The sequence below is a fragment of the Streptomyces sp. NPDC051963 genome (assembly GCF_044593495.1).
GTDB lineage: Bacteria > Actinomycetota > Actinomycetes > Streptomycetales > Streptomycetaceae > Streptomyces.
This window is the reverse complement of record NZ_JBIUCC010000011.1, coordinates 319,145-341,635: the sequence shown is the minus strand read 5'-3', so window position 1 is coordinate 341,635 and position 22,491 is coordinate 319,145. Positions and strand designations below refer to the sequence as shown.

Below are 22,491 nucleotides of genomic sequence, written 5' to 3'. Positions count from 1 at the left end.
TCCGGAGCGATAGCCTTGTGGCGTGATCAGCGCGATAGGTCGCGGGGGCCCTTGTGTCTCCGTTTTGCGCCCGGGGTCCACGGCATACAGCCGTGGCCGGGCGGTGGCCGCTGGTCTTCGTGGGCGGGTCGGGGTGGTCATGGCCCCCAGGACGCCTGGGGTGCCCGGGGTGACTGCGGCGCAGACAGCGCAGAGAGCAGAGTCACACCCCTCGGGCGCGTCGAGAATGGCTGATAACCCCCCGCTCATCTCACCTTGCGGCATAGCGTCGAAGCAGACCGGACACCCCGCGTCGCGGCGTTACGTCGGAGGGGAAGAGACCGTACTTCCTTCTACGTCACGCAACGGCGCGCGACAGGAGCCAGAGGACAATGCAGACCAAGCTGGACGAAGCCAAGGCCGAGTTGCTCGAGAGGGCTGCTCGGGTAGCTGAGAACAGCCCGGTCGGGGGGCACCTACCGACTGGGACGACGAGCGAGGGCACCCCCGGCACCCCGGACCGCGAAACCGTGCTCGCGTTCCTCCAGCGCTACTACCTGCACACCGCACCCGAGGACCTCACCGACCGCGACCCGGTCGACGTCTTCGGCGCTGCCTTCTCCCACTACCGGTTGGCCGAGAACCGCCCGCAGGGTACGGCCAATGTGCGCGTGCACACCCCGACGGTCGAGGAGAACGGCTGGACATGCAGCCACTCCGTCGTCGAGGTCGTCACCGATGACATGCCGTTTCTCGTCGACTCCGTCACCAATGAGCTGACCCGGCAGGGGCGTGGCATCCACGTCGTCATCCACCCGCAGGTGTTCGTCCGTCGCGATCTCACCGGCAAGCTCATCGAGGTGCTCAGCGACGCGCCCGCCGGCGAGGTTCCGCACGACACCCACACCGAGTCCTGGATCCACGTCGAGATCGACCGCGAGACCGACCGCTCCGACCTGAAGCAGATCACCGCCGATCTGCTGCGTGTCCTGTCCGACGCCCGCGAGGCCGTCGAGGACTGGGAGAAGATGCGGGACGCGGCGCTGCGGATGGCCGACGAACTGCCCACGGAGCCCACCTCCGACCTGCGTGAGCAGGAGGTCGAGGAGGCCCGCGAGCTGCTGCGCTGGCTGGCCGCCGACCACTTCACATTCCTGGGGTACCGCGAGTACCAGCTGCGGGACGACGACTCCCTTGCCGCCGTCGCCGGTACCGGGCTCGGCATCCTGCGGTCCGATCCGCACCACGCCGGTGAGGACAGCCACCCCGTCAGCCCCTCCTTCGAGCGGCTACCCGCCGACGCCCGTGCCAAGGCGCGCGAGCACAAGCTCCTCATCCTGACGAAGGCCAACAGCCGGTCCACCGTTCACCGGCCGTCGTACCTGGACTATGTGGGGGTCAAGAAGTTCGACGAGAACGGCGAGGTCGTCGGCGAGCGCCGCTTCCTCGGGCTCTTCTCGTCCGCGGCCTACACCGAGTCCGTCCGCCGGGTGCCCGTCATCCGGCGCAAGGTGGCGGAGGTGCTGAAGGGCGCCGGGTTCTCGCCCAACAGCCACGACGGGCGCGATCTGCTCCAGATCCTGGAGACGTACCCGCGCGACGAGCTGTTCCAGACGCCGGTCGACGAGCTGCGGTCCATCGTCACCTCCGTCCTCTATCTGCAAGAGCGACGCCGGCTGCGGCTCTATCTCCGGCAGGACGAGTACGGCCGCTACTACTCGGCCCTCGTCTACCTGCCCCGCGACCGCTACACCACGGGCGTACGGCTGCGGATCATCGACATCCTCAAGGAGGAACTCGACGGCACCAGCGTCGACTTCACCGCGTGGAACACCGAGTCGATCCTCTCCAGGCTGCACTTCGTCGTCCGTGTCCCGCAGGGCACCGAGCTGCCGGAGCTGAGCGACGCCGACAAGGAGCGCATCGAGGGGCGGCTGGTGGAGGCGGCCCGTTCGTGGGCCGACGGGTTCTCCGAGGCGCTGAACGCCGAGTGCGGTGAGGAGCGGGCGGCCGAACTGCTGCGCAAGTACGGCAACGCCTTCCAGGAGGGTTACAAGGCCGACCACTCCCCGCGCGCCGCGGTCGCCGACCTGGTCCACCTCGAACAGCTGAGCCTGGAGAACAACTTCTCGCTCAGCCTGTACGAACCGGTGGGCGCCGCACCCGAGGAGCGCCGCTTCAAGATCTACCGCAAGGGCGCCGCCGTCTCCCTGTCCGCGGTCCTGCCGGTACTCAACCGGCTCGGGGTGGAGGTCATCGACGAGCGGCCGTACGAGCTGCGCTGCTCGGACCGTACGGTCTCCTGGATCTACGACTTCGGGCTGCGCATGCCCCAGCTGCCGGGCGCCAGCGGTGACTACCTCGGCGACGACGGGCGTGAGCGGTTCCAGGAGGCGTTCTCCGCCACCTGGACCGGCAAGGCGGAGAACGACGGCTTCAACTCCCTGGTGTTGCGCGCCGGTCTCGGCTGGCGGCAGGCGATGGTGCTGCGGGCGTACGCCAAGTACCTGCGCCAGGCGGGGTCCACGTTCAGCCAGGACTACATGGAGGACACCCTCCGTAACAATGTCCACACCACCCGCCTCCTCGTCTCGCTGTTCGAGGCGCGGATGTCGCCGGACCGGCAGCGGGCGGGCCGGGAGATCGTCGACGCCCTCCTCGAAGAGGTCGATGCCGCCCTCGACCAGGTCGCATCGCTCGACGAGGACCGGATCCTGCGGTCCTTCCTCACCGTGATCAAGGCGACCCTGCGCACCAACTTCTTCCAGGAGGCGCTCGGCGGCCAGCCGCACGACTACGTCTCCATGAAGTTCGACCCGCAGGCGATCCCCGATCTCCCGGCGCCGCGTCCGGCGTACGAGATCTGGGTGTACTCGCCCCGGGTCGAGGGTGTGCACCTGCGGTTCGGCAAGGTCGCGCGCGGCGGCCTGCGCTGGTCCGACCGGCGTGAGGACTTCCGGACCGAGATCCTCGGGCTGGTGAAGGCGCAGATGGTGAAGAACACCGTCATCGTGCCGGTCGGCGCCAAGGGCGGGTTCGTCGCCAAGCAGCTGCCGGATCCGTCCGTGGACCGGGACGCATGGCTGACCGAGGGCATCGCCAGCTACAAGACCTTCATCTCGGCGCTGCTCGACATCACCGACAACATGGTGGCCGGCGAGGTCGTCCCGCCCGCCGACGTCGTACGGCATGACAGTCCAGACACTGACGACACGTACCTCGTGGTCGCGGCCGACAAGGGCACGGCGACGTTCTCGGACATCGCCAACGAGGTGGCGGGCAGCTACAACTTCTGGCTCGGCGACGCCTTCGCCTCCGGCGGCTCGGCAGGTTACGACCACAAGGGCATGGGCATCACCGCGCGCGGCGCCTGGGAGTCCGTGAAGCGGCACTTCCGGGAGCTGGCCGTGGACACCCAGTCCGAGGACTTCACGGTCGTCGGCATCGGTGACATGTCCGGTGACGTGTTCGGCAACGGCATGCTGCTCAGCGAGCACATCCGGCTGGTCGCCGCCTTCGACCACCGGCACATCGTCATCGACCCGAACCCGGACGCGGCCACCTCGTACGCCGAGCGCCGCCGGGTCTTCGAGCTGCCGCGCTCCAGCTGGGCGGACTACAACACCGAGCTGCTGTCGGCGGGCGGCGGAGTGTTCCCCCGCACCGCCAAGTCGATCCCGATCAACGCCCACATCCGGGAGGCCCTCGGCATCGAGGGCAAGGTCGCCAAGATGACGCCGGCCGACCTGATGAAGGCGATCCTGAAGGCGCCGGTGGACCTGCTGTGGAACGGCGGCATCGGGACGTACGTCAAGGCCGCCACGGAGAGCCACGCGGACGTCGGCGACAAGGCCAACGACGCGATCCGTGTCGACGGCGCCGACCTGCGCGTCAAGGTCGTCGGCGAGGGCGGCAACCTGGGTCTGACCCAGCTCGGCCGGATCGAGTTCGCCCGGCACGGCGGCAAGATCAACACGGACGCGATCGACAACAGCGCGGGCGTGGACACCTCCGACCACGAGGTGAACATCAAGATCCTGCTCAACGGCGTGGTCACGGACGGCGACATGACCGTCAAGCAGCGCAACAAGCTGCTCGCCGAGATGACCGACGAGGTCGGCCGACTGGTCCTGCGCAACAACTACGCGCAGAACACGGCGATCGCCAACGCGCTCTTCCAGTCCAAGGACATGCTCCACGCCCAGCAGCGCTTCATGCGCCACCTGGTCAGGGAGGGCCACCTCGACCGGGCCATCGAGTTCCTGCCCACCGACCGTCAGATCCGCGAACGCCTCAGCGCCGGACAGGGTCTGACCAGTCCGGAGACGGCGGTCCTGCTGGCGTACACGAAGATCACGGTCGCCGAGGAGCTGCTGCACACCTCGCTGCCCGACGATCCCTATCTGCGCGGCCTGCTCTACGCGTACTTCCCGACCGCGCTGCGCGAGAAGTTCCCCGAGCACATCGAAAGCCACCCGCTGCGCCGCGAGATCGTGACGACCGTCCTGGTCAACGACACGGTCAACACCGGCGGTACGAGCTTCCTGCACCGGCTGCGCGAGGAGACCGGAGCCTCGCTGGAGGAGATCGTGCGGGCGCAGACCGCGGCCCGGACGATCTTCCACGCGGCCGCGGTGTGGGACGGGGTGGAGGCGCTCGACAACAAGGCCGAGGCCGCCGTCCAGACCCGTATCCGGCTGCACTCGCGTCGGCTCTGCGAGCGCGGCACGCGCTGGCTGCTCAACAACCGGCCGCAGCCGCTGGAGCTCGCCGAGACCGTCGAATTCTTCGGCGAGCGGGTCGAGCAGGTCTGGTCCCAGCTGCCCAAGCTGCTGCGCGGCGCGGATCTGGAGTGGTACCAGCAGATCCACGACGAGCTGACCGGCGCCGGCGTCCCGGAGGAACTCGCCACCCGCGTGGCCGGGTTCTCCTCCGCCTTCCCGACGCTGGACATCGTCTCGGTGGCCGACCGGATGGGACGCGAGCCGCTGGACGTCGCCGAGGTCTACTACGACCTCGGTGACCGGCTCCACATCACCCAGCTCATGGACCGCATCATCGAGCTGCCGCGCGCCGACCGCTGGCAGTCCATGGCCCGCGCCTCCATCCGCGAGGACCTGTACGCGGCCCACTCGGCCGTGACGTCGGACGTCCTCGCGGTCGGCAACGGCACGGACACCCCCGAGCAGCGCTTCAAGCTCTGGGAGCAGAAGAACGCGGCGATCCTCGGCCGCGCCCGCGCCACGCTGGACGAGATCCAGGGCTCGGACTCGTTCGACCTGGCCAACCTGTCGGTGGCGATGCGGACGATGCGGACGCTGCTGCGCACGCATTCGTAGACGGTGGTACGACGACCAGGGCGCCCCGAGCCACAACGGCTCGGGGCGCCCTGGTCGTCGTAGAGAAGGGGCTTACGAAGGCTGCGGAACCTTCGGCGGTGAAGCCTTGGGCTTGGGCTTCGGCTTGGCGGCCTTGTCGCCGGTGAACGCCTCGTACTCCTTGAGGACGTCCTCCGTCGGCCCGTCCATGCGCAGTTCGCCGCGTTCCAGCCACAGCACGCGGTCGCAGGTGTCGCGGATGGACTTGTTGTTGTGGCTGACCAGGAACACCGTGCCCGCGTGCTTGCGCAGGTCGCGGATGCGGGCCTCGGAGCGCTTGCGGAAGTTGGCGTCGCCGGTGGCGAGGGCCTCGTCGATGAGCAGGACGTCGTGGTCCTTGGCGGCGGCGATGGAGAAGCGCAGCCGGGCGGCCATGCCGGAGGAGTACGTCCGCATGGGGAGGGTGATGAAGTCGCCCTTGTCGTTGATGCCGGAGAAGTCGACGATCTCCTGGTAGCGCTCCTTGACCTGCTCGCGGGACATGCCCATGGCGAGGCCGCCGAGGTAGACGTTGCGCTCGCCGGTGAGGTCGTTCATCAGGGCGGCGTTGACCCCGAGGAGGGAGGGCTGGCCGTCGGTGTAGATGGAGCCGTTCTCCACCGGGAGCAGGCCGGCGACCGCCTTGAGCAGGGTCGACTTGCCGGAGCCGTTGGTGCCGATGAGGCCGATCGCCTCGCCGCGGTAGGCGACGAAGGACACGTTCTTCACTGCGTGCACCGTGCGGACGCCGGCCGCCTTCTCGGCGTTCTTGCGGCGCAGTATGCGGTTGAGGGCGGCGGTGGCCGAGCCGCGTCCGGCACCGGTGCCGTTGACGCGGTAGACGATGTCGACGCCGTCGGCGATGACGGTGGGGATGTTCTCAGGGGTGTGATCAGCCACGGCCGTACGTCTCCTCAGCCTTCCAGAAGTAGATGAAGCCGCCGACTCCGGCGAGCAGGGCCCAGCCCGTCGCGATCAGCCACACGTGGTGCGGCAGTTGGCTCGCGTGGAAGCTGTCGATGAGTGCGAAGCGCATCAGGTCGATGTAGACGGCGGCAGGGTTGGCCTGGAGCACCGGGCCCACCCAGGACGGCAGGTCGTTGTGCTTGCTGAGCAGGTGGTCGATGCTCCACATCACACCGGAGATGTACATCCACGTCCGCAGCACGAACGGCATCAGCTGCGCGATGTCCGGAGTCTTGGCACCCAGCCGGGCCATGATCATCGCCATGCCCGCGTTGAACGTGAACTGGAGGATCAGCGCCGGGATCGCCAGCACCCACGAGAAGGCGACCGGCACCCCGAAGGCCAGCAGGATGACCACCAGGGCCGCCATCGAGAACAGCAGCTGCTGGAGCTGCTGGAGGCAGAAGGAGATCGGCAGTGCGGCGCGCGGGAAGTGCAGCGCCCGTACGAGGCCCTGGTTGCCGGAGATCGCCCGGGTGCCCGCCAGGATCGAGCTCTGCGTGAAGGTCCACACGAACACGCCCGTGACCAGGAAGGGCACGTAGTCCGGCACGCCCCTCTTGGTGCCCAGCAGCACGCCGAAGATGAGGAAGTAGACCGCCGCGTTCAGCAGCGGGGTCATGACCTGCCAGACCTGGCCGAGCTTCGCCTGGCTGTACTGGGAGGTGAGCCGGGCGGTCGAGAACGCCGCGATGAAGTGACGGCGGGCCCACAGCTGGCGGACGTACTCGGGCAGGGACGGACGGGCGCCGCTGACCGTGAGGCCGTGGCGGGCGGCGAGCGCCGCGAGATCGTCTTCGGCCGGGGCCGCCGTGGGGGGCGGTGTGTGGAGGACCTGGCTCACATCCGCTGCTTTCGCTCGGGGGGAGGGGTGCGCACGTCCGGCCCTTGGCCCCTTGCCGTTTCCTTACGCGTTTCTTCACGTTCTCTTACGTCGGGACGGGACCGTATCGTCGCAACGGGAGAGTATTCCGATTTAACGTCGGAACGCAACCGTTTCGTCGTAACGCCCTATGCTGGTCCGCATGACGACGAACGCCGACGAGCCCAGGACGCAGGTGGCCGAGCGCCGGCGCCGCAGGCCCCCGGCCGGTGCGGCCGTGCTGCGGGCGGACGTGACGGAGGCCATCCGGGCTGCCGTCTTCGAGGAGCTCGCGGCCGTCGGTTATGCGCGGATGTCCATCGAGGGCATCGCGCGCCGCGCGGGTGTCGGCAAGACGGCGGTCTACCGCCGCTGGCGTTCCAAGCTGCACCTGGTGCTCGACCTGGTCTCGGCCATCGCCGTACAGGGCCTGCCCGCGCCGGACACGGGTTCCCTGGAGGGCGACCTGCGGCTGCTGTACGAGGTGACCTCCCGCGCCCTGCGCCACCCCGTCGCCTCGCAGATCATCCCGGACCTCCAGGCCGAGGCCGCCCGCAATCCCGAGATCGCCGAGGCCATGCAGAAGGCGGTGCGCGAGGGGCAGGACGGCGTCGCCAGCGGGATCGTCGCGGCGGCGCAGCGGCGAGGTGAGGTACGGGAGGGCATCGACGCCGATCTGGCGTTGGATCTCATCTCCGGGCCCCTGTACTGGCGTTCGGTGGTGATCCGCGGCCCGAAGTTGCCCAAGGGGTATCTGGCCGCGCTGGCGCGCGCCACCACGCGGGCCCTTGAGGCGCTGTGAGTAAGCCGCGCGTACCGACCGCCGTTTGATCGGGTCGGCGCGGGATCGGCTACTCCGAGTAACCCGACCAGCCCTCCAGGACGACGGACGTCGAGGGGCTGGGCGGAGCCGTGCAACGGATAGGCGCTTGAATTATTAACCAGGTATGGCTGGAGTGGCCTGCGCCACTCTCGTTGTTGATCAGTTGCATTCATCGCCCTCGGTGTGAGAGTTTTTGGGTGCTGAACCGGTTCGCCACTCAAACGCGGGACTAATCGGCTGTCACTGACCATGACTGTCGAGCCTGTGGCGAATATGTGAATTCCGGGCACGGGGAATCTGTCCCTGCGCTGCGCGATTATGTCGCGCGCGGATATGGTGGAGATCGACTGCTCTCTTGAGCATGGTACGGGGGATTTTTCGTGGCGCCGTTCGGCCGTTCGCGTTTTTCGATTTTACTTTGCCGATAGCTCTGCTGTCGCCTTGAGCTGGGGCGAATCCGTGAAGTGAGCGTTCACTTCCGGCTCTGACGGAGTTCTGAACGGTGCGCCTTGGCGTCCCGGAACCCCGTGTCGCCCTTGCGTCACCTTTGTGCCACTTTCGCGTCGCTGATCCCTATGGGAAGCGCCGTCGGATCTGGCGGAACGGGCCGAACCTTCTTTCGGTTCCCGAGAATTCAAATGTCGTGCCGTGTTCGTTCTGCTGCCCGGAAATAAACGTCCTCATGGACCATTTCTCGGCCTGCTCGATGGAATTGGGTTGATGAAGACTTCGGTAATGCTGCCGTTCGTTCCGAAACGGCCCGAGCAGGCGCTTCCGTTCGCCGGTCTGGTGACCTGGTCCTCGGCTGCCCGGCTGTGGCAGGGCCAAGGGCTCCTGACGGAGGGTTACCACGTCTACAGCTACCTCGCGGGCGCGGGTTTCCGCTTCCCGATGGGCTTCGGGGTCTCCCTGATGCCGTTCCGGCACCCCTACGACGCCGCGGTGCAGGCGCGTTCGCTGGCTCTGACCACCGGTCAGCCCGTGGTCGCCGGCTTCGGTGCGGGGGCGTTGCAGTTGCAGCGGTCGGTCCTCGGCCGCGAGTACTCCAGTCAGCTGGGCGCCTGTCGGGAGTACCTGGGCGCCGTACGCAGGCTGCTCGACGGCGAGGAACTCGACGTCTCCGGTGAGCACTTCGAGGTGCACGGACAGCTGCAGCCCTACCCTGCGCCGCAGGTGGAGGTCGGGCTCGGGGTACTGCGCAAGGGCGCGGCGGGGGTGGCAGGCGAGGTGGCCGACGCGGCGATCACCTGGCTGACGCCGGCCGCCTACGTCGCCGGAACACTGGCCCCGGCCATCTCCGAAGGCGCGCGCCGCGCGGAGCGGGAGGGCAGGCCACGGATCGTGGCCATCGCGCCGGTGGCCCTGGCCGCCGACGACCGGGATCCCGTACAGCTGGCGCTGGCGAGCAACAGACCGCACCTGTCGCTGCCGCACTACCAGAGCATGCTGCGCAGCAGCGGGCTCGAGATCACCGGCGACCCGGCCGTGGACGCCCGTGAGCTCGTCGCACACGACGGCTTCCTCTACGGCGACGAGGACGAGCTGGCCGAGAAGCTGCTCGCGTACCGGGACGCCGGAGTCGACGAGATCGTCCTCAACACCACTGGGGTGTCCGCGGTGTACGGCCCGGAGGTCGCCGTACGTGAACTCGCCGTGCTCCTGCGGCACTTCGAGAGGGCAGTCGCCTGATGACCCCTTACAAGCAGCACCTGATGTCCTGGATCACCGGCCGCGGTTTCGGGCTGCGGCTGCCGGAGCAGGGTGCGGCCACCGTGGTGACCGAGGACGCGCGGGCCCTTGAACGGGCCACCGCCGAAGGACTGGTGGGACCCGAGACCCTGGTGTTCGCGCCGTCCGGCTGCGAGGCCCCTGGCGTGGCCGCCGTCGTGCCGTATCAGGGCTCGCTGGTGGAGCCGGGCGCCGAGGCTCAGATCGGCGAGGACTTCTTCCTCCAGATCCAGGCGTACAGCATCGCCGGTTTCCTTGTCCTGCTGGGGCCCACCGCTGTCCGGCTCACCGACCGGGAGGACGTCGAGGCGTTCCTCGCGGACGCGGACGCGGCGCTCGCCGATGGCAGTTGGCCGGACGTACTGACGAACCCGGCGGTGCAGTTCGCGGATGTGGCGGCGGCCGGTGGCGCGGCCCCCGTGGACGGCCCCGGTCTGCGGCTCTACCTGGACAGTGAAGGCGCGCGGGTCGGCACACCGGGTCCTGTGCTCAGCAGGTCCGGCCGGAACCGGGCGCCGGCCGAGCCCGCCGGGCTCGGCCCCGAGCGGCTGCCGGTCGACGCCGCCCTCCAGCAGGAGGTGGCGGGCCGGACCTGGCTCGGGCGATACCACTCAGCCGTTCAGGCGTTGCAGTCGCTGCGCGCCCGCGGTCACGAGGTCTGCGAGGTCTCCGGCTTCGGCCTGCGGTTCAACAGCCACCTGGACACCGGTGCCCAGGCGCCGGACCTGGCCCTGCCCGAGGCGCCGGTGTTGCTGCGCTCCGGCGAGACGTACTTCGTCTACGAGCCCGTCGGCGGCCGTACCTTCGAGGCCGGTGCCGAGGCCGCGCTGACGCTGGAACGCGCCCTGGTCCAGCCGGAGTCCGGCGAGGACAGCGCCGCCTGGGCGCAGGCGCGCACCTTCCTGGAGCGAGGCTCCGCGGCCGTCGGAGCGGCGACATGAGTGCGACATCGCCGGTCCCCGCGCTGCCCGCCCAGTACGCCGGCACGTCCGCAGCGCAGACGGTGGCCGGGCTGCCGTCCGGCACCGTGGTCTGTGACATGTACGAGCCGCGGGGCGCGGAGATCTACCACGACTTCACCCTCGGCGACCCCTCCGAGGTGCAGGACATCCTGCGCGAGGTGCGGGCGACCGGCTCCGGAACCATCCTCGAACTGGCAGCGGGATCAGGACGGTTGACGCTGCCCCTGCTGGCTCTGCGCCGCGAGGTCCTGGCCGTCGACCTGTCTGCGGCCATGCTGGACCTGCTGCGCACCCGGCTCGACCGGCTGCCTGTCCCGACCGCCGCACGCTGCACGGCGATTCAGGGGGACATCACCGACTACGTGGCCCCCCGGCCCGTTGCGGCGGCCGTGCTCGGCACCACCTCGGTGTCGCTGCTGACCCGGCCACAGCGGCAGGCCATGCTCCGACGGACCTGGGAGAACCTGGCACCCGGCGGCATCCTCGTCCTGACGAACACTCAGATCGGTGCGGACGCGGGGGACCTGGCGGAGCGGACGCTGGAGGTCCGCGGCGCCTCGGGAGCCGTCTACCTGGTGCACGACCTCGTCGCGCCCGACCGGAGCGGGCGCTACACCGTGGTCGTCGGGCCGGACAGCGGGCCACAGTGGCCGAGGACCGTCTGCCATTCCTACATCCGGGTCCTGCCCCTCGACGAACTTCTCGCGGATCTCACGGCGGCCGGGCTCGTCGTCGAGCACATCGCGACCCTGCCCGGCGAGCGCTATGCCGCCTCGCTGATCCGCGCGCGCAAGGAGGGGGCACGATGACCGGAAGCCTGTGGCCGATGATGATGCCGCTCGCCGAGGCGGACGAGGACAGCATCTGTGTGGTCGGCGCGGCCGGGCACCGCGTCCGATACGCCGACGGCAACGAGGTGCTGTGCGGGACCAGCGGACTGTGGAACGCCAACCTCGGCTATGGCAACGAGGCCATCGCCCATGCCGTCGCCGAAACCCTGCACACCCACTCGTACGCGGGCATCTTCCGCTACGAGAACGCGCCCGCCCGCGAGGCCGCCGAGCGACTGCTCGCGGCGCACGCGCACGACTACGCCCGGGTGATCTTCTCGGTCTCCGGCGGCAGCGCCAACGACCTGGTCATGAAGCTGGCCCGGCAGTATCACGAGCTCGGCGGGGAACCCGCACGCAAGCTGGTGGTCGGCCTGAACGAGGGCTACCACGGACTGACCTTCGGTGCGCACGCCCTCACCGGTGAGGACCTGGGCCAGCGCGGCTACGGCGTCGACACGCGTCTCGTACGGCATGTGGACGCCAACGACGAGGAGGCGCTGCGCAAGCTGTTCGCCGCCGTGGGCCGGCAGATCGCCGCGGTCGTGGTGGAGCCGCAGCTCGGCAACGGTGCGGTGGAACTCACCGACTCCTTCCTGGAACAGCTGGGCGTCCTGGCCGACGAGAGCGGCGCACTGCTCGTCGCGGACGAGGTGGCCACCGGCTTCGGCCGCACCGGCGAGATGTTCGCCTCCGACACCTGGCAGCGGCCGGCGGACCTGGTCATCGCCTCCAAGGGCCTGACCAACGGCACGATGCCCGCCTCCGCCCTGCTCGTGAACGAGCGGATCGCCAGGCGCTTTTCGTCCACCGGAGCCCTGCTGCTGCACGGCGAGACCCAGGCGGGCACCGCCGTGACGGCCGCCGCCGTGACAGCCACCCTGGACGAATTCGACCGTCTCAAGGCCGTCGAATCCGGGCGTGCGGTCGCGGCCGCCCTGGACACACGGCTCGCGGCCTGGCAGCACACCGACGAGCGGGTACGCGCGGTGCGCGGGCGTGGGTGCTTCCGCGCCGTCGAACTCGCCGACCCGCTCGACGCCGGTGCCCCGCTCGCACCGGCGTACGTGCCCGGCCTCATCCGGCACATCCGCCGGGCGGGCGCCCAGGTGCACGGTGGTCCGCACGGCATCCAGCTGATCCCGGCGCTGACCTACTCCGCCACGGAGGTCGACGAACTGCTCACCGCGGTCCGGGCGGGTATCGACGCACAGGCCGAGGCCGCCACGGCATGAGTGCGTTGATCAACAGGTGCCGTGTGCACCGGGGCCTTGACGTGCTGCCGGAACTCGCCACCGGTGGCGGCGGCCCGGTCGCGCTGGCCCACGACGCGGCCCTGGACTCCAACCCCGGTCTGGCCGAGTGCCGTCGGCTGCTCGCGGACAGCGGGGTGGAAGTCCGCCCGCTTCCCGTGCACCGGCCGCGGACTCTCGCCGACGCCGAGCTGCTGGCGGGCAGGCTGGCGGGGACACGACTGGTGGTGGCGGTGGGCGGCGGCTCGCTGCTCGACACCGTCAAGCTCGCCCTGGCCGTGGCCGATCCGCTGACGGCACGGATCGTGTCCGCGCCGCAGCGCGGCGGCTGGGTGATCGGCCCGGACCGCCCGCGGCCCCTGCCGCTGGTCGCCGTACCCACCACGCTCGGTACGGCTGCCGAGGCCAGCAACATCGTGAGCTTTGTGCACCGGGGGCAGAAACGGGCCCTGACCAGCCTGGCGCTGCAACCGGACGTTGCGCTGCTCGACGCACGGTGCACCGAGGGCCTGTCGGGACAGCTGCTCGTGGAGGGCTGTCTGGAGATCATTCTGCGGAGCGTCGGACCCGTGGTCGGCAGCGAGGGGCCGTGGACGGACACGGACGAACACGCGCTGAGGCCGGCCGCCCGGGTGGCCGGGGTGCTGAGCGGTATCAGCGGGACGGGCACGGCCACGGCGGGGCAGCGCGCGGAGCTCGCGGACCTGAGCCTCGCCACGCAGCGGGTCGAACTCCTGCGGGACCGCATGCCGTTCACGGTCAAGGTCTGGTTCCTCGCCAACAACCTCTCGCACCACCTCGGCGTCCGGAAGATGACGGCCCTGGCCAACCTGGTGCCGGGCTACTGGAGTCACCTCGCGGACCGGACCGCCGTGGGTGCACAGCGGGTCGGGCGTACCTGGTCGGCTCTGCGCGCCGCGACCCCCGCGGCTGTGCCCGCGGACCCGGCCGAGGGGTTCGCCGCCTGGCTGGACCTGCTCGGTGTCGCTCCGGCCCTACTGCCCAGTGACGTGGACATCGAGGCCGTCGTCCGGTCCTGCCTGCGGATGTGGGGCGGCGGGCTGCCGATGCTGGCCGGGCTCGACGCCGAGGACCTGCGCCGCATGCTCGGCCAACTGCGCATCGCGCACTCGGACTCCCGCGTACCGCGCGGGTGAATTGATCACACCTCGTCAGAGGGGGGAGGAGAACAACATGCTGGACATGAAGACCGCGCACGAGAGCGCCGCTCTCGAGCTGGGTCTGCAGGAGCTGGAGACCCTTGAGGCTCCGGGCCTGTGGACGAACGTCGGTGTCGGTGTGGGCGTCACGGCCGCGAGCGCAGCCGCCTACGGCAGCTGGGCCCTGACGGCCGCCACGGTCGCCACCTGATCACCGACCCATCAGCCCCACCTTGTATCCCAAGGAGAGCCATATGAAGAGCACCGACGCGGTGTTCCAGGAGTCCGGTCTGGAGCTGGCGCTCCAGGAGCTGGAGACGCTTGAGGCCCCCGGCTTCTGGAGTGGCGTATCCACCGGCTTCGGCGCGACCGCCGCCGTGATCTCGACTGCCGGTGCTTCCGCTGCCGCCTACACGGCGGTCAGCGCGATCGTCGCCACCTGATCAAAGGCCGAGCCGGCCGGGGCAACGCGCGGTGCCCCGGCCGGCCCGGCATTCGTACGACAGCTTGGAGAATCATGAACGAGCAAGGCACTACGGCCCCCTTGGCCTCCGGACTGGCCCTGTTCGCCCTCGTCGCGGCAGGCGGTGTCATCGCCGTACTGCTGCTGGGCGACACATGGAGCGGCTGGGTCCGCTATCCGCTGGTGACGGCGGGGATCCTCATCGCCACGGGCTGCCTGGGGGCGCTGGTGCAGGTGCTTCGCCGTGACAACTGACCGGTGCGCCCAGCCCGTTCCGCCCGCCGAGCCGCCGGTCATCCAGGTGGCCGGCGTGTCGAAGTCCTTCGGCGAGCGGCGGGTACTGCGGGACATCTCCTTCCAGGTACCGAGGGGCCGTGTGGTGGGCCTGCTCGGCCGTAACGGCGCGGGCAAGACGACCCTGATGAAGTCACTGCTCGGCACCGCCACCGTCGACTCCGGCACGGTGGAGATCTTCGGTGCCGCACCCGGCCCCGAGCACGCACACCGGGTCGGCGTGGCCATGGACGGGATCGGCTTCTTCCCGGCGGCCACCGTCCAGAGGGAACTGACCATCTGGGCCCGGGCCTTGGGTGTGCCCGCTTCCCGGACGGCCGAAGTCATCGACCTCGTGGAGCTCCGCGGCCACGAACGCCAGCGCTGTGCCCGCCTGTCCACCGGCCAGAAGCAGCGCCTGCGCCTGGCGACGGCGCTGCTCGTGCCGACGGTCGAGCTGCTCATGCTCGACGAGCCGGCCAACGGCCTCGACCCGGACGGCATCCGCTGGATCCGCCGCTTCATCCGGAACATGGCCGTCTCCGGCAAGACGGTGCTGGTCTCCAGCCACCAGCTCGGAGAGATGGAGAACACCGTGGACGACGTACTGCTCCTCGACCGCGGCCGGATCGTGCACACCGGTTCGCTGCACGAGTTCACGGCCGGCGGACGGTTCCCGCTCGAAGAACGGTTCTTCGAGGTTGTCGAAGGGGCTGCTGCATGAGCCGGCTCGCTCTGCTCTCCCGCGCCGAACTGACCAAGGTCACCACCGGCCGGGCCCTGATCGGTTCCCTGGCCGGCGGGGCGTCGTGGTGCGCCCTGACCGGCTACGGCTACTACACCCAGGGCCGCGACAACGCCGCCGCCATGGCCTCCGGCGCCGTGACCGGCGACATCATCCGTGGCTGGATGATGCTGATGCTGTTCTCGGCGATCACCTGCGCCCTGATCGTCACCCGTGAGGTCTCCGGCCGGACCCTCGCCCGCACCGTCCTCAGCTACGGCGGCCGGGGCCAGGTCTTCCTCGCCAAGCTGGTGGCCGCAGTGTGCACCTCGGCCCTGTTCGCCGTGGTCGCCGCGGGCGGCGCGCTGGCCAACCACGCCCTGGCGGCCCGCTCCGGTGAGCAGGACCTGGTCTGGAACGGGGAGTGCACCAAGACCCTCCTCGGCGTCGTGGTCTGCGTACTGCTGTCCGGAGTGTTCGGACTGACGGTCGGCTGGCTGGTGCGCCACCAGACGCTTGCCGTGCTTGCCGTGCTGGTGCTGATGCTCGGCATCGAACCGGCCGTGCAGCGCCTGGTTCCCGAGGTGGCGCAGTACCTGTTCACCATCGCCCTCAGCTCGCTGTACCGGGACCCCAAGCCGGACCTGCTGCCGATCTGGGCGGCGTTCGCCGTGTCCGTGCTGTGGGTCGTGGTACTCGCCGTGGCGGCACGCACCGACCTGCGCCGCAGGGACATCGGATGAACCTTGCCCAGGTGCGGCGTCGGCGCTCCGAGGAGCCGGCCGAGCAGGACGGCACCGCGCACCTGGAGCGCCCGCGCCTCAACACGGGCATACGGGTGCACCCTCCCGTCGCGGACGGCGAGCCCTGGGTGGTGCAGCGCGGCGAGCACCAGTACTTCCGTATCGGCGCCGACCTGGCCAGGCTGGCCGGGGAACTCGACGGAGCCGACGCACAGGGCCTGGCCGAGCGGCTGGGCAAGCCGTGGACACCGGAACTGGTCCACACGGCCGTACGGTCGCTGGACAAGGCGCAGCTGCTCGCCGGGACCGCCCAGGACCGGCCCGGCGGTCGCCATCGCAAGATCCGACGGGTGAAGTACGTACCGCCGCTGACCTTTCAGCTGGCCGTGCTGCGCTCCGGTGACGCCGCCGCGCGGCGGATCAACGCCCTACGGCTGGCCTCGCCCCGGACGCTGGGGTGGCTGGTCGTGGCACTCGCCGTGGCCGGCGCCTTCGTGCTCGTCGGACAGCACGCACACGTGGTCGCGGTGCTCGGCAGCCCGGTGTCGCCGGCCACTCTGGGAACGGTGTTCGCCGGGGTGTTCCTCACCACCGTGGCCCACGAGTTCGGCCATGCCTGTCTGCTCGCCCACTACGGCGGGCGTCCGGGCCGGATGGGCGTGATGCTCTTCTACTTCTCGCCCGCGATGTTCTGCGACGTCTCCGACTCCTGGCGGCTCAACCACCTCCAGCGGGCCAAGGTCTCCCTGGCGGGAATCGCGGTTCAGGCCGGGGTGAGCGGGGCCGCGGCCTGCGCCGCCGGTGTCGTGGGGCGGGGTGGTGTCGGCGACGCGCTCATGCTGTTCTCCCTGGTGAACGCGGCCGCCGCGGTGATCAACCTCGTTCCGTTCGTCAAGCTCGACGGCTACATCGGGTTGATGAGCTACCTGAACCGGCCGAACCTGCGCGACGCCGCCCTGGGTTCGCTGCGCGAGGGCTTCGTCGCCCTGCTGTCCGGCCGAACGTACCGGATCAAGGGGCCCGGCTGGCTGCCGCTGTTCGGCCTCGGCTGCATGGTCACCCCGGTGGTCCTCGTGGTCCGCGGACTCGGCCAGTGGCTGGACGCGCTGATGTCGCTGGGGTACTTCGGCACCCTGCTGTCCAGCCTGATCGCCGGCATGCTGCTGCTCATGGTCTTCAAGGCCGGCGCGGGCCTGGTGAAGTCCTTCCGCGGCAACCGGCCGCGCCCCGTGCGGCTCGCGCTGCTCGTCGTCGGCGTCGTCGCACTGGCCCTCGGCAGCACGCAGCTGCACGTGTCCAGCAGCCAGGTCGCCGCGTACGAGATCCGCCGGGACGGCACGGTCTACCTCTACGTGCCCTCCGGCCCCGAACTCCGGCCGGTGCGGACGGGCGACCGCGTCGAGCTCCAGAAGGCCGGAATGATGCTGCGCCGCACGCTCGGCACCGCGACCATCAGCTCGCCCGACGCGCACAGGACCTCCGTCCCGCTCGGCGGGCTGCTGCCGGTCACCACCGAGAACGTGCGCGTCCAGGGCAAGCGTTACTCCCTCCGGCTCGACGGGCCGATGAGGCCCGGCCGCGGCAGCGCGCGACTGCACTCCCGGTCGATGTCCCTCCCGCGCTGGGCCTATGAGCGCCTCGTGCTGCCGTTCCACTGACAGGGCAAAGACATGTACCTCACTTACCTCCAGTACTGCCGGCCGGGTTCACCGTTCTACGAGCAGCGCGACATCGAGGGACCGGAGAGCTACTTCCCACTGCACCGCGCACCGCTGCCCGAGGGCTGGACCCGTACGGTGCTCCCGGAGTGGATCATGTACTCCCGCGCGGATCTGCCCCTCATGTGGCAGGGCTGGAAGATCCACGTCAGCGCCACCGCCGGCAACGCCGAGCAACTCCTCGACCGTGTCTCGCAGTACTGCTTCGAGCAGCGTGTCCCCTTCAAGACGCTGGCCGGCCCGGCCACCCTCAGCCGGCGCAACAGCAAGTACGCCGACCGCGGCGGCAGCGGCAAGTTCGTCACCGTCTACCCGCCCACCGACGAGGCGCTGGCCACCACCCTGCGCGAACTCGACGCGCTGATCGGCGGCAGCGAGGGCCCGACGATCCTGTCCGACCTGCGCTACCACGAGGGTCCCCTCTACGTGCGCTACGGCGCCTTCGTCTCCCGCCGCATCACCGACGAGAGCGGTCGGCAGATCGAGTGCATCGAGGACCCCGACGGCAAGCTCGTGCCGGACGAGCGCCGCCCCGGCTTCCACCCGCCGAGCTGGGCCGAACTCCCCGAGGTGCTGCGGGAGTCGCTGCGAGCGCGCGACGGCCGCCGACTGGCCGACTTCCCGTACACGGTCAGCCGCGCCCTGCACTTCTCCAACGGCGGCGGTGTCTACCTCGCCGAGCCTCAGGACAGCCCCGGACGGAAGATCCTGCTGAAGGAGGCGCGCCCGCACTGCGGCCTCGACGAGAGCGGCCGCGATGCCATCGCCCGCCTCGAGACGGAACGCGCCGCCCTCACCGACCTGGCCGGACTGTCCGGTGTACCGGCCGTCGACGCCTATGTGGACGGCGTCGAGCACAAGTTCCTCGGGCGGGAATACATCGAGGGCCGCACCCTCATGGACCTCGCCCTGGAGCGCAACCCCTTCATCAGCCATGACGGTTCGCTGTCCCCCGAGGCCTATGCCAAGTGGATCGCGGACCTCATCGGGCAGGTCACCCGGACCGTGGCGCGGATGCACGAGCGGGGCTGGGTCTTCGGCGATCTGCACCCGGGCAACATCGTGGTCGACGAGGCGGAGCGGGTGCACTTCATCGACTTCGAGTCCGCATCCCGGGACCTCGAGGGCTACCGGCAGACCATGGGCGTCCTCGGCTACCGGGCCCCGGCCGGGTACCAGGGCCGGGCGGTCGACCGGTACGCGCTCGGCTGCATGCGGATCGGGCTGCTGCTGCCGATGACCCGCCTGCTGCCCCTCGGTGCCGAACGCGCCGCCGACCTGTGCCGGGCCGCGGCCGAGAGGTTCGGGGTGGGCGACGAGTACTTCGCGGGGGTGACCGAGCAGTTGGCGCCGTCGGGTGAGGTGTCCGGGGCCGGGTTCGCGTCCCCGTGTGCGGCTGCGGACGCAGGCGCTTCCCGAGGGCAGGTGTCGGAAGTGGCGCCCGCCGGCCGACGCCTGGCACGCGCCGCCGAGCCGGTGGCGGTGTCCGCGCCGCCCGCCGAGGACGGCTTCGACGTGGACCGCCTCGCGGACGCCCTGCGCGCCTGGCGGACCCCCGGGCGTGAGGACCGCCTGTACCCCGGTGACGTACGCCAGTTCCTTCAGCCGGGCGGCGGACTCGGCCTCGCCTACGGCGCAGCCGGAGTGCTGTGGGCGCTGCACCGCTGCGGTGGCGAGGCCGACCCCGAGGACGTGGACTGGCTGCGCCGCCGGGTGCACGCCACCGAGGACATACCGGTCGGCTTCCACGGCGGACTCGCGGGTATCGCCCACGCCGTACGGGAGTGGGACCCCGAGCTGGCCCTGTACTGCCGAGAACGCGCGGTGCGGTCGGCCGAGTCCGTTCAGGATCTGTCTCTCGGCTCCGGTCTGAGCGGACTGGGGGCCCACCTGCTGGACACCGGTGAGCTGACGGCGGCCGACCGCCTCGCCGCCCGGCTCACCGACCTGCTGCCGCCGCAACAGGAGCGGATCGCAGCAGGTCTGGTCGACGGGGCGGCGGGCATCGCCGTGTTCGCACTGCGTGCCGCCGTGGCGCTCGGCAACCCCGAGTACCGGCGACTGGCGGAGCGGCTGCTCGACCTGGAGGCGACCCGCTTCGGCTTCACCTCCGGCGCCTCCCCGGTGAGGGCCGCCTTCCCCGCCTTCGGCACCGGCATCGGCACCGGTGCCCCCGGTCTCGGCCTCGGCCTGCACGATCATGTGCGGCTGACCGGCGACGACCGCTTCGTCGAACCCCTGCGCCGGATCACCACCCTGGCCCAGCACACCACGGCCGCGCACAACGGCCTGATGAACGGCCGCCTCGGCCTGATCCAGCTGCTGCTCGCCGTCGCCCCCGAGGAGCCCGCCTCGCAGATCGCGGTGCGGCGTGCCCTGGAGGAGGCCGCCTGGCACACCACCCCGCTCGGCCCGCACCGGATCGCCCTCGGCGACGAGGCGCTGAAGCTCTCTCTCGACCTCGGTACCGGCCTCGCCGGCCTCGTCGTCGCGGAAGCGGCGGTACGCGACGCCCGATGCGCCCTGCCGCTGTGGGAGAGCCCGCGATGACCGATACCGATCAGATGCTGTTCACCGTCATCTGTCCGACGTACAACCGCTCGGCGCGCATCCTGCCGACGCTGCGTTCCGCGCTCGCGCAGAGCGTCACCGACTTCGAACTGCTGGTGCTCTCGGACGGCAGCACGGACGACACGGCCGAGGTGGCGGTGCGGGTGGGAGACCCCCGCGTCCGGGTGATCGAGCTGCCGCACACCGGCCACCCGAGCGGCCCCCGGCAGGAGGGGCTGCGCAGGGCCCGGGGAAAGTACGTCGCCTACCTCGATCACGACGACATCTGGCGCCCCGACCATCTGCACCAGCTGCATCGTCTGTTCCAGCAGGGCGCCGAACTCGCCGTCACCGGTTACACGGCCGTTGACGACGACGGCCGGGTAACCCGCCGCAGCCGTTGGTGGGACCTGTGCTGGCACCCCGAACTCCAGTACCTGGACCCGCTGTTCGAGCCCAGCCGCTTCGCGCACCGGCGCGGCCTCGTGGAGTCCGTCGGCGGCTGGCGGGTGACCTCCGGCCTGGAGGACTGGGACCTGCTGGTGCGGCTGACCGAGGCCGGGCACCGCCCGCGTACCACCACCGCCCGTACCGTCTCCGTCTACGAGAGCGCGGTCACCCGGCGCCACCGTGTCGCCCCCGGGCATTTCGCCCCGCTGCTGCACACCTGTGACGCCCGCCTCGCCCGCCGGGTCAAGGAGGCACTCGCGGACCCCGAGACCGAGCAGGCTCTGGAGGCCGCCGCGCAGCAGGACAGCCGCGACCGCATCGAACGGCTGCGGTGCAGCCATGAGTTCGTCACGCCGCAGGGCTCGCCGGAGGTCCCCGGCCCCGAGGAGTTGCCGGCCGACGGCGGACGCGGCCCTGCCCCGCTGATCGTCCCCCGGCACGGCGGCTACCTGCTCGCCGTCCCGGTGTTCCTCTCCTCACCGGAACACGCGCGGACCTTCGACGAGCTGCTCCACAAACATGCCACCGCCCAGCTCGCCGTGGTGCGGCGGCTGGCGAGCCGACTGGCCGCAGACCAGAGGGTGTTCGGCTCCGAGAAGCTCCGGTCCTCGCTCAGCTGCGCGCCGCCCCCGGATGCAGCCGCACCCATCCCTCCCACGCCGACGTGATCATGTCGTGGATGTCGTGCCTGGCCTTCCAGCCGAGCTCGGCGGTGATGCGGTCGGCGGAGGCGACGACTCGGGCCGGGTCGCCGGGGCGGCGGGGGGTGACGGTCGGGGGGCGGTCGTAGCCGGTGACGGCGTTGATGAGGTCGATCATCTCGCGGACCGAAACGCCCTCGCCGCGGCCGATGTTGAGGGTGAGGTCGCGGCCGGGGGAGGACTGAAGGGCGCGGGCCGTCGCCACGTGGGCCTCCGCCAGGTCCACCACGTGGATGTAGTCACGGATGCAGGTGCCGTCCGGGGTCGGGTAGTCGTCGCCGAAGATGCGCGGGGGTGCGTTCTCGGTGAGCTTCTCGAAGACCATGGGGACGATGTTGAAGACGCCGGTGTCCGCCAGTTCCGGTGCGGCCGCGCCCGCGACGTTGAAGTAGCGCAGGGAGGCCGTGGCGAGGCCGGTGGCCCTGCCGGTCGCGCGGACCAGCCATTCGCCGGCCAGCTTCGTCTCGCCGTACGGCGACATCGGCACGCACGGGGTCTCCTCCGTGACGAGCGCCCCCTCCTCGATGTCCGGCGTGCCGTACACCGCCGCGGAGGAGGAGAAGACGAAGGAGGGGACCTCCGCCTGGGTCACCGCTTCGAGGAGGACGCGCAGGCCCTCGATGTTCTCCCGGTAGTAGTGCAGCGGCAGTTCCACCGACTCGCCGACCTGCTTCTTCGCGGCCAGGTGCACGACGCCGGTGACGGCGTGGTCGGTGAGCGCGCGGGCCACGCGTTCGCCGTCGAGGGTCGAACCGACGACCAGCGGGACGCCGTCCGGGACGCGCTCGGCGATGCCGGTCGACAGGTCGTCGTACACGACTGTCTGTTCGCCCGCCTCGGTCATGGCGCGTACGACGTGCGCCCCGATGTAACCGGCGCCGCCGGTGATCAGCCAGGTCATGTGCGGCCGTCCCCTCGTCAGTTGGCCCGTGCGTGGTGCAGTGGTCGG

Annotated in this window: 18 protein-coding genes; 15 read left to right on the top strand and 3 right to left on the bottom strand. The window is 70.4% G+C overall.

All coding sequences use genetic code 11. The features are described from left to right. The first annotated feature begins 371 nt into the window (after positions 1 to 371). Positions 372 to 5,318, top strand: a complete 4,947-nt coding sequence (locus ACIHFB_RS40115; protein WP_365288496.1) for an NAD-glutamate dehydrogenase — start codon at positions 372 to 374, stop codon at positions 5,316 to 5,318. 72 nt (positions 5,319 to 5,390) lie between these two features. On the opposite strand, the gene ACIHFB_RS40110 is transcribed toward ACIHFB_RS40115, so the two are convergent. Then, positions 5,391 to 6,236 carry an ABC transporter ATP-binding protein gene (locus tag ACIHFB_RS40110; RefSeq protein WP_365283489.1) on the bottom strand — a complete coding sequence of 282 codons (846 nt, stop codon included), beginning with the start codon at positions 6,234 to 6,236 and terminating at the stop codon, positions 5,391 to 5,393. After that, positions 6,229 to 7,146, bottom strand: a complete 918-nt coding sequence (locus ACIHFB_RS40105; RefSeq protein ID WP_365283487.1) for an ABC transporter permease — start codon at positions 7,144 to 7,146, stop codon at positions 6,229 to 6,231. Before ACIHFB_RS40105 ends, ACIHFB_RS40110 begins: the two co-directional genes overlap by 8 nt. Positions 7,147 to 7,315: 169 nt before the next feature. Here ACIHFB_RS40105 and ACIHFB_RS40100 point away from each other — a divergent pair, with 169 nt between their 5' ends. The 14 genes from ACIHFB_RS40100 to ACIHFB_RS40035 all read left to right on the top strand — a co-directional run bounded on the left by ACIHFB_RS40100 (position 7,316) and on the right by ACIHFB_RS40035 (position 21,509). Further along, entirely contained in the window at positions 7,316 to 7,966 is a 651-nt protein-coding gene (locus ACIHFB_RS40100; RefSeq protein WP_365283485.1) for a TetR/AcrR family transcriptional regulator, read from the top strand. 741 nt (positions 7,967 to 8,707) lie between these two features. Beyond that, entirely contained in the window at positions 8,708 to 9,676 is a 969-nt protein-coding gene (locus ACIHFB_RS40095; RefSeq protein ID WP_400129468.1) for an LLM class flavin-dependent oxidoreductase, read from the top strand. Next, on the top strand, positions 9,676 to 10,656 hold the full coding sequence (gene mpaB / locus ACIHFB_RS40090) for a daptide biosynthesis RiPP recognition protein (RefSeq protein WP_400129467.1): 981 nt from the start codon (positions 9,676 to 9,678) through the stop codon (positions 10,654 to 10,656). Before ACIHFB_RS40095 ends, mpaB begins: the two co-directional genes overlap by 1 nt. Then, positions 10,653 to 11,486 (top strand): daptide-type RiPP biosynthesis methyltransferase, encoded by an 834-nt coding sequence (gene mpaM / locus ACIHFB_RS40085; protein WP_400129466.1) that lies wholly within the window; start codon positions 10,653 to 10,655, stop codon positions 11,484 to 11,486. The genes mpaB and mpaM overlap by 4 nt, the downstream gene beginning before the upstream one ends. Further along, positions 11,483 to 12,742 carry a daptide-type RiPP biosynthesis aminotransferase gene (gene mpaD / locus ACIHFB_RS40080; protein WP_365283477.1) on the top strand — a complete coding sequence of 420 codons (1,260 nt, stop codon included), beginning with the start codon at positions 11,483 to 11,485 and terminating at the stop codon, positions 12,740 to 12,742. Before mpaM ends, mpaD begins: the two co-directional genes overlap by 4 nt. 23 nt (positions 12,743 to 12,765) lie before the next feature. Further along, positions 12,766 to 13,917 (top strand): daptide-type RiPP biosynthesis dehydogenase, encoded by a 1,152-nt coding sequence (mpaC, locus tag ACIHFB_RS40075; RefSeq protein ID WP_400129465.1) that lies wholly within the window; start codon positions 12,766 to 12,768, stop codon positions 13,915 to 13,917. A 37-nt stretch (positions 13,918 to 13,954) separates the two neighbouring features. After that, positions 13,955 to 14,131, top strand: coding sequence for a daptide-type RiPP (locus ACIHFB_RS40070; RefSeq protein WP_210593605.1), 177 nt, complete (start codon positions 13,955 to 13,957; stop codon positions 14,129 to 14,131). A 43-nt stretch (positions 14,132 to 14,174) separates the two neighbouring features. Next, positions 14,175 to 14,363 carry a hypothetical protein gene (locus ACIHFB_RS40065; RefSeq protein ID WP_365283473.1) on the top strand — a complete coding sequence of 63 codons (189 nt, stop codon included), beginning with the start codon at positions 14,175 to 14,177 and terminating at the stop codon, positions 14,361 to 14,363. A 74-nt stretch (positions 14,364 to 14,437) separates the two neighbouring features. Further along, the gene (locus tag ACIHFB_RS40060; protein ID WP_365283471.1) at positions 14,438 to 14,638 is read left to right on the top strand and encodes a hypothetical protein; all 201 of its coding nucleotides are present in this window, start codon (positions 14,438 to 14,440) and stop codon (positions 14,636 to 14,638) included. Beyond that, positions 14,628 to 15,380, top strand: coding sequence for an ATP-binding cassette domain-containing protein (locus ACIHFB_RS40055; RefSeq protein ID WP_365283469.1), 753 nt, complete (start codon positions 14,628 to 14,630; stop codon positions 15,378 to 15,380). Before ACIHFB_RS40060 ends, ACIHFB_RS40055 begins: the two co-directional genes overlap by 11 nt. Continuing rightward, positions 15,377 to 16,123 (top strand): ABC transporter permease, encoded by a 747-nt coding sequence (locus ACIHFB_RS40050; protein WP_365283467.1) that lies wholly within the window; start codon positions 15,377 to 15,379, stop codon positions 16,121 to 16,123. Before ACIHFB_RS40055 ends, ACIHFB_RS40050 begins: the two co-directional genes overlap by 4 nt. Beyond that, complete coding sequence (gene mpaP, locus ACIHFB_RS40045) at positions 16,120 to 17,781, top strand: daptide biosynthesis intramembrane metalloprotease (protein ID WP_400129464.1); 1,662 nt, start codon at positions 16,120 to 16,122, stop codon at positions 17,779 to 17,781. Before ACIHFB_RS40050 ends, mpaP begins: the two co-directional genes overlap by 4 nt. 12 nt (positions 17,782 to 17,793) lie before the next feature. Then, complete coding sequence (lanKC, locus tag ACIHFB_RS40040; protein WP_400129463.1) at positions 17,794 to 20,391, top strand: class III lanthionine synthetase LanKC; 2,598 nt, start codon at positions 17,794 to 17,796, stop codon at positions 20,389 to 20,391. Next, positions 20,388 to 21,509 carry a glycosyltransferase family 2 protein gene (locus ACIHFB_RS40035; protein ID WP_365283461.1) on the top strand — a complete coding sequence of 374 codons (1,122 nt, stop codon included), beginning with the start codon at positions 20,388 to 20,390 and terminating at the stop codon, positions 21,507 to 21,509. The genes lanKC and ACIHFB_RS40035 overlap by 4 nt, the downstream gene beginning before the upstream one ends. On the opposite strand, the gene galE is transcribed toward ACIHFB_RS40035, so the two are convergent. Continuing rightward, positions 21,454 to 22,443 carry a UDP-glucose 4-epimerase GalE gene (galE, locus tag ACIHFB_RS40030; RefSeq protein WP_365283459.1) on the bottom strand — a complete coding sequence of 330 codons (990 nt, stop codon included), beginning with the start codon at positions 22,441 to 22,443 and terminating at the stop codon, positions 21,454 to 21,456. The two genes, ACIHFB_RS40035 and galE, sit on opposite strands and share 56 nt — an antisense overlap. Positions 22,444 to 22,491 lie beyond the last annotated feature (48 nt).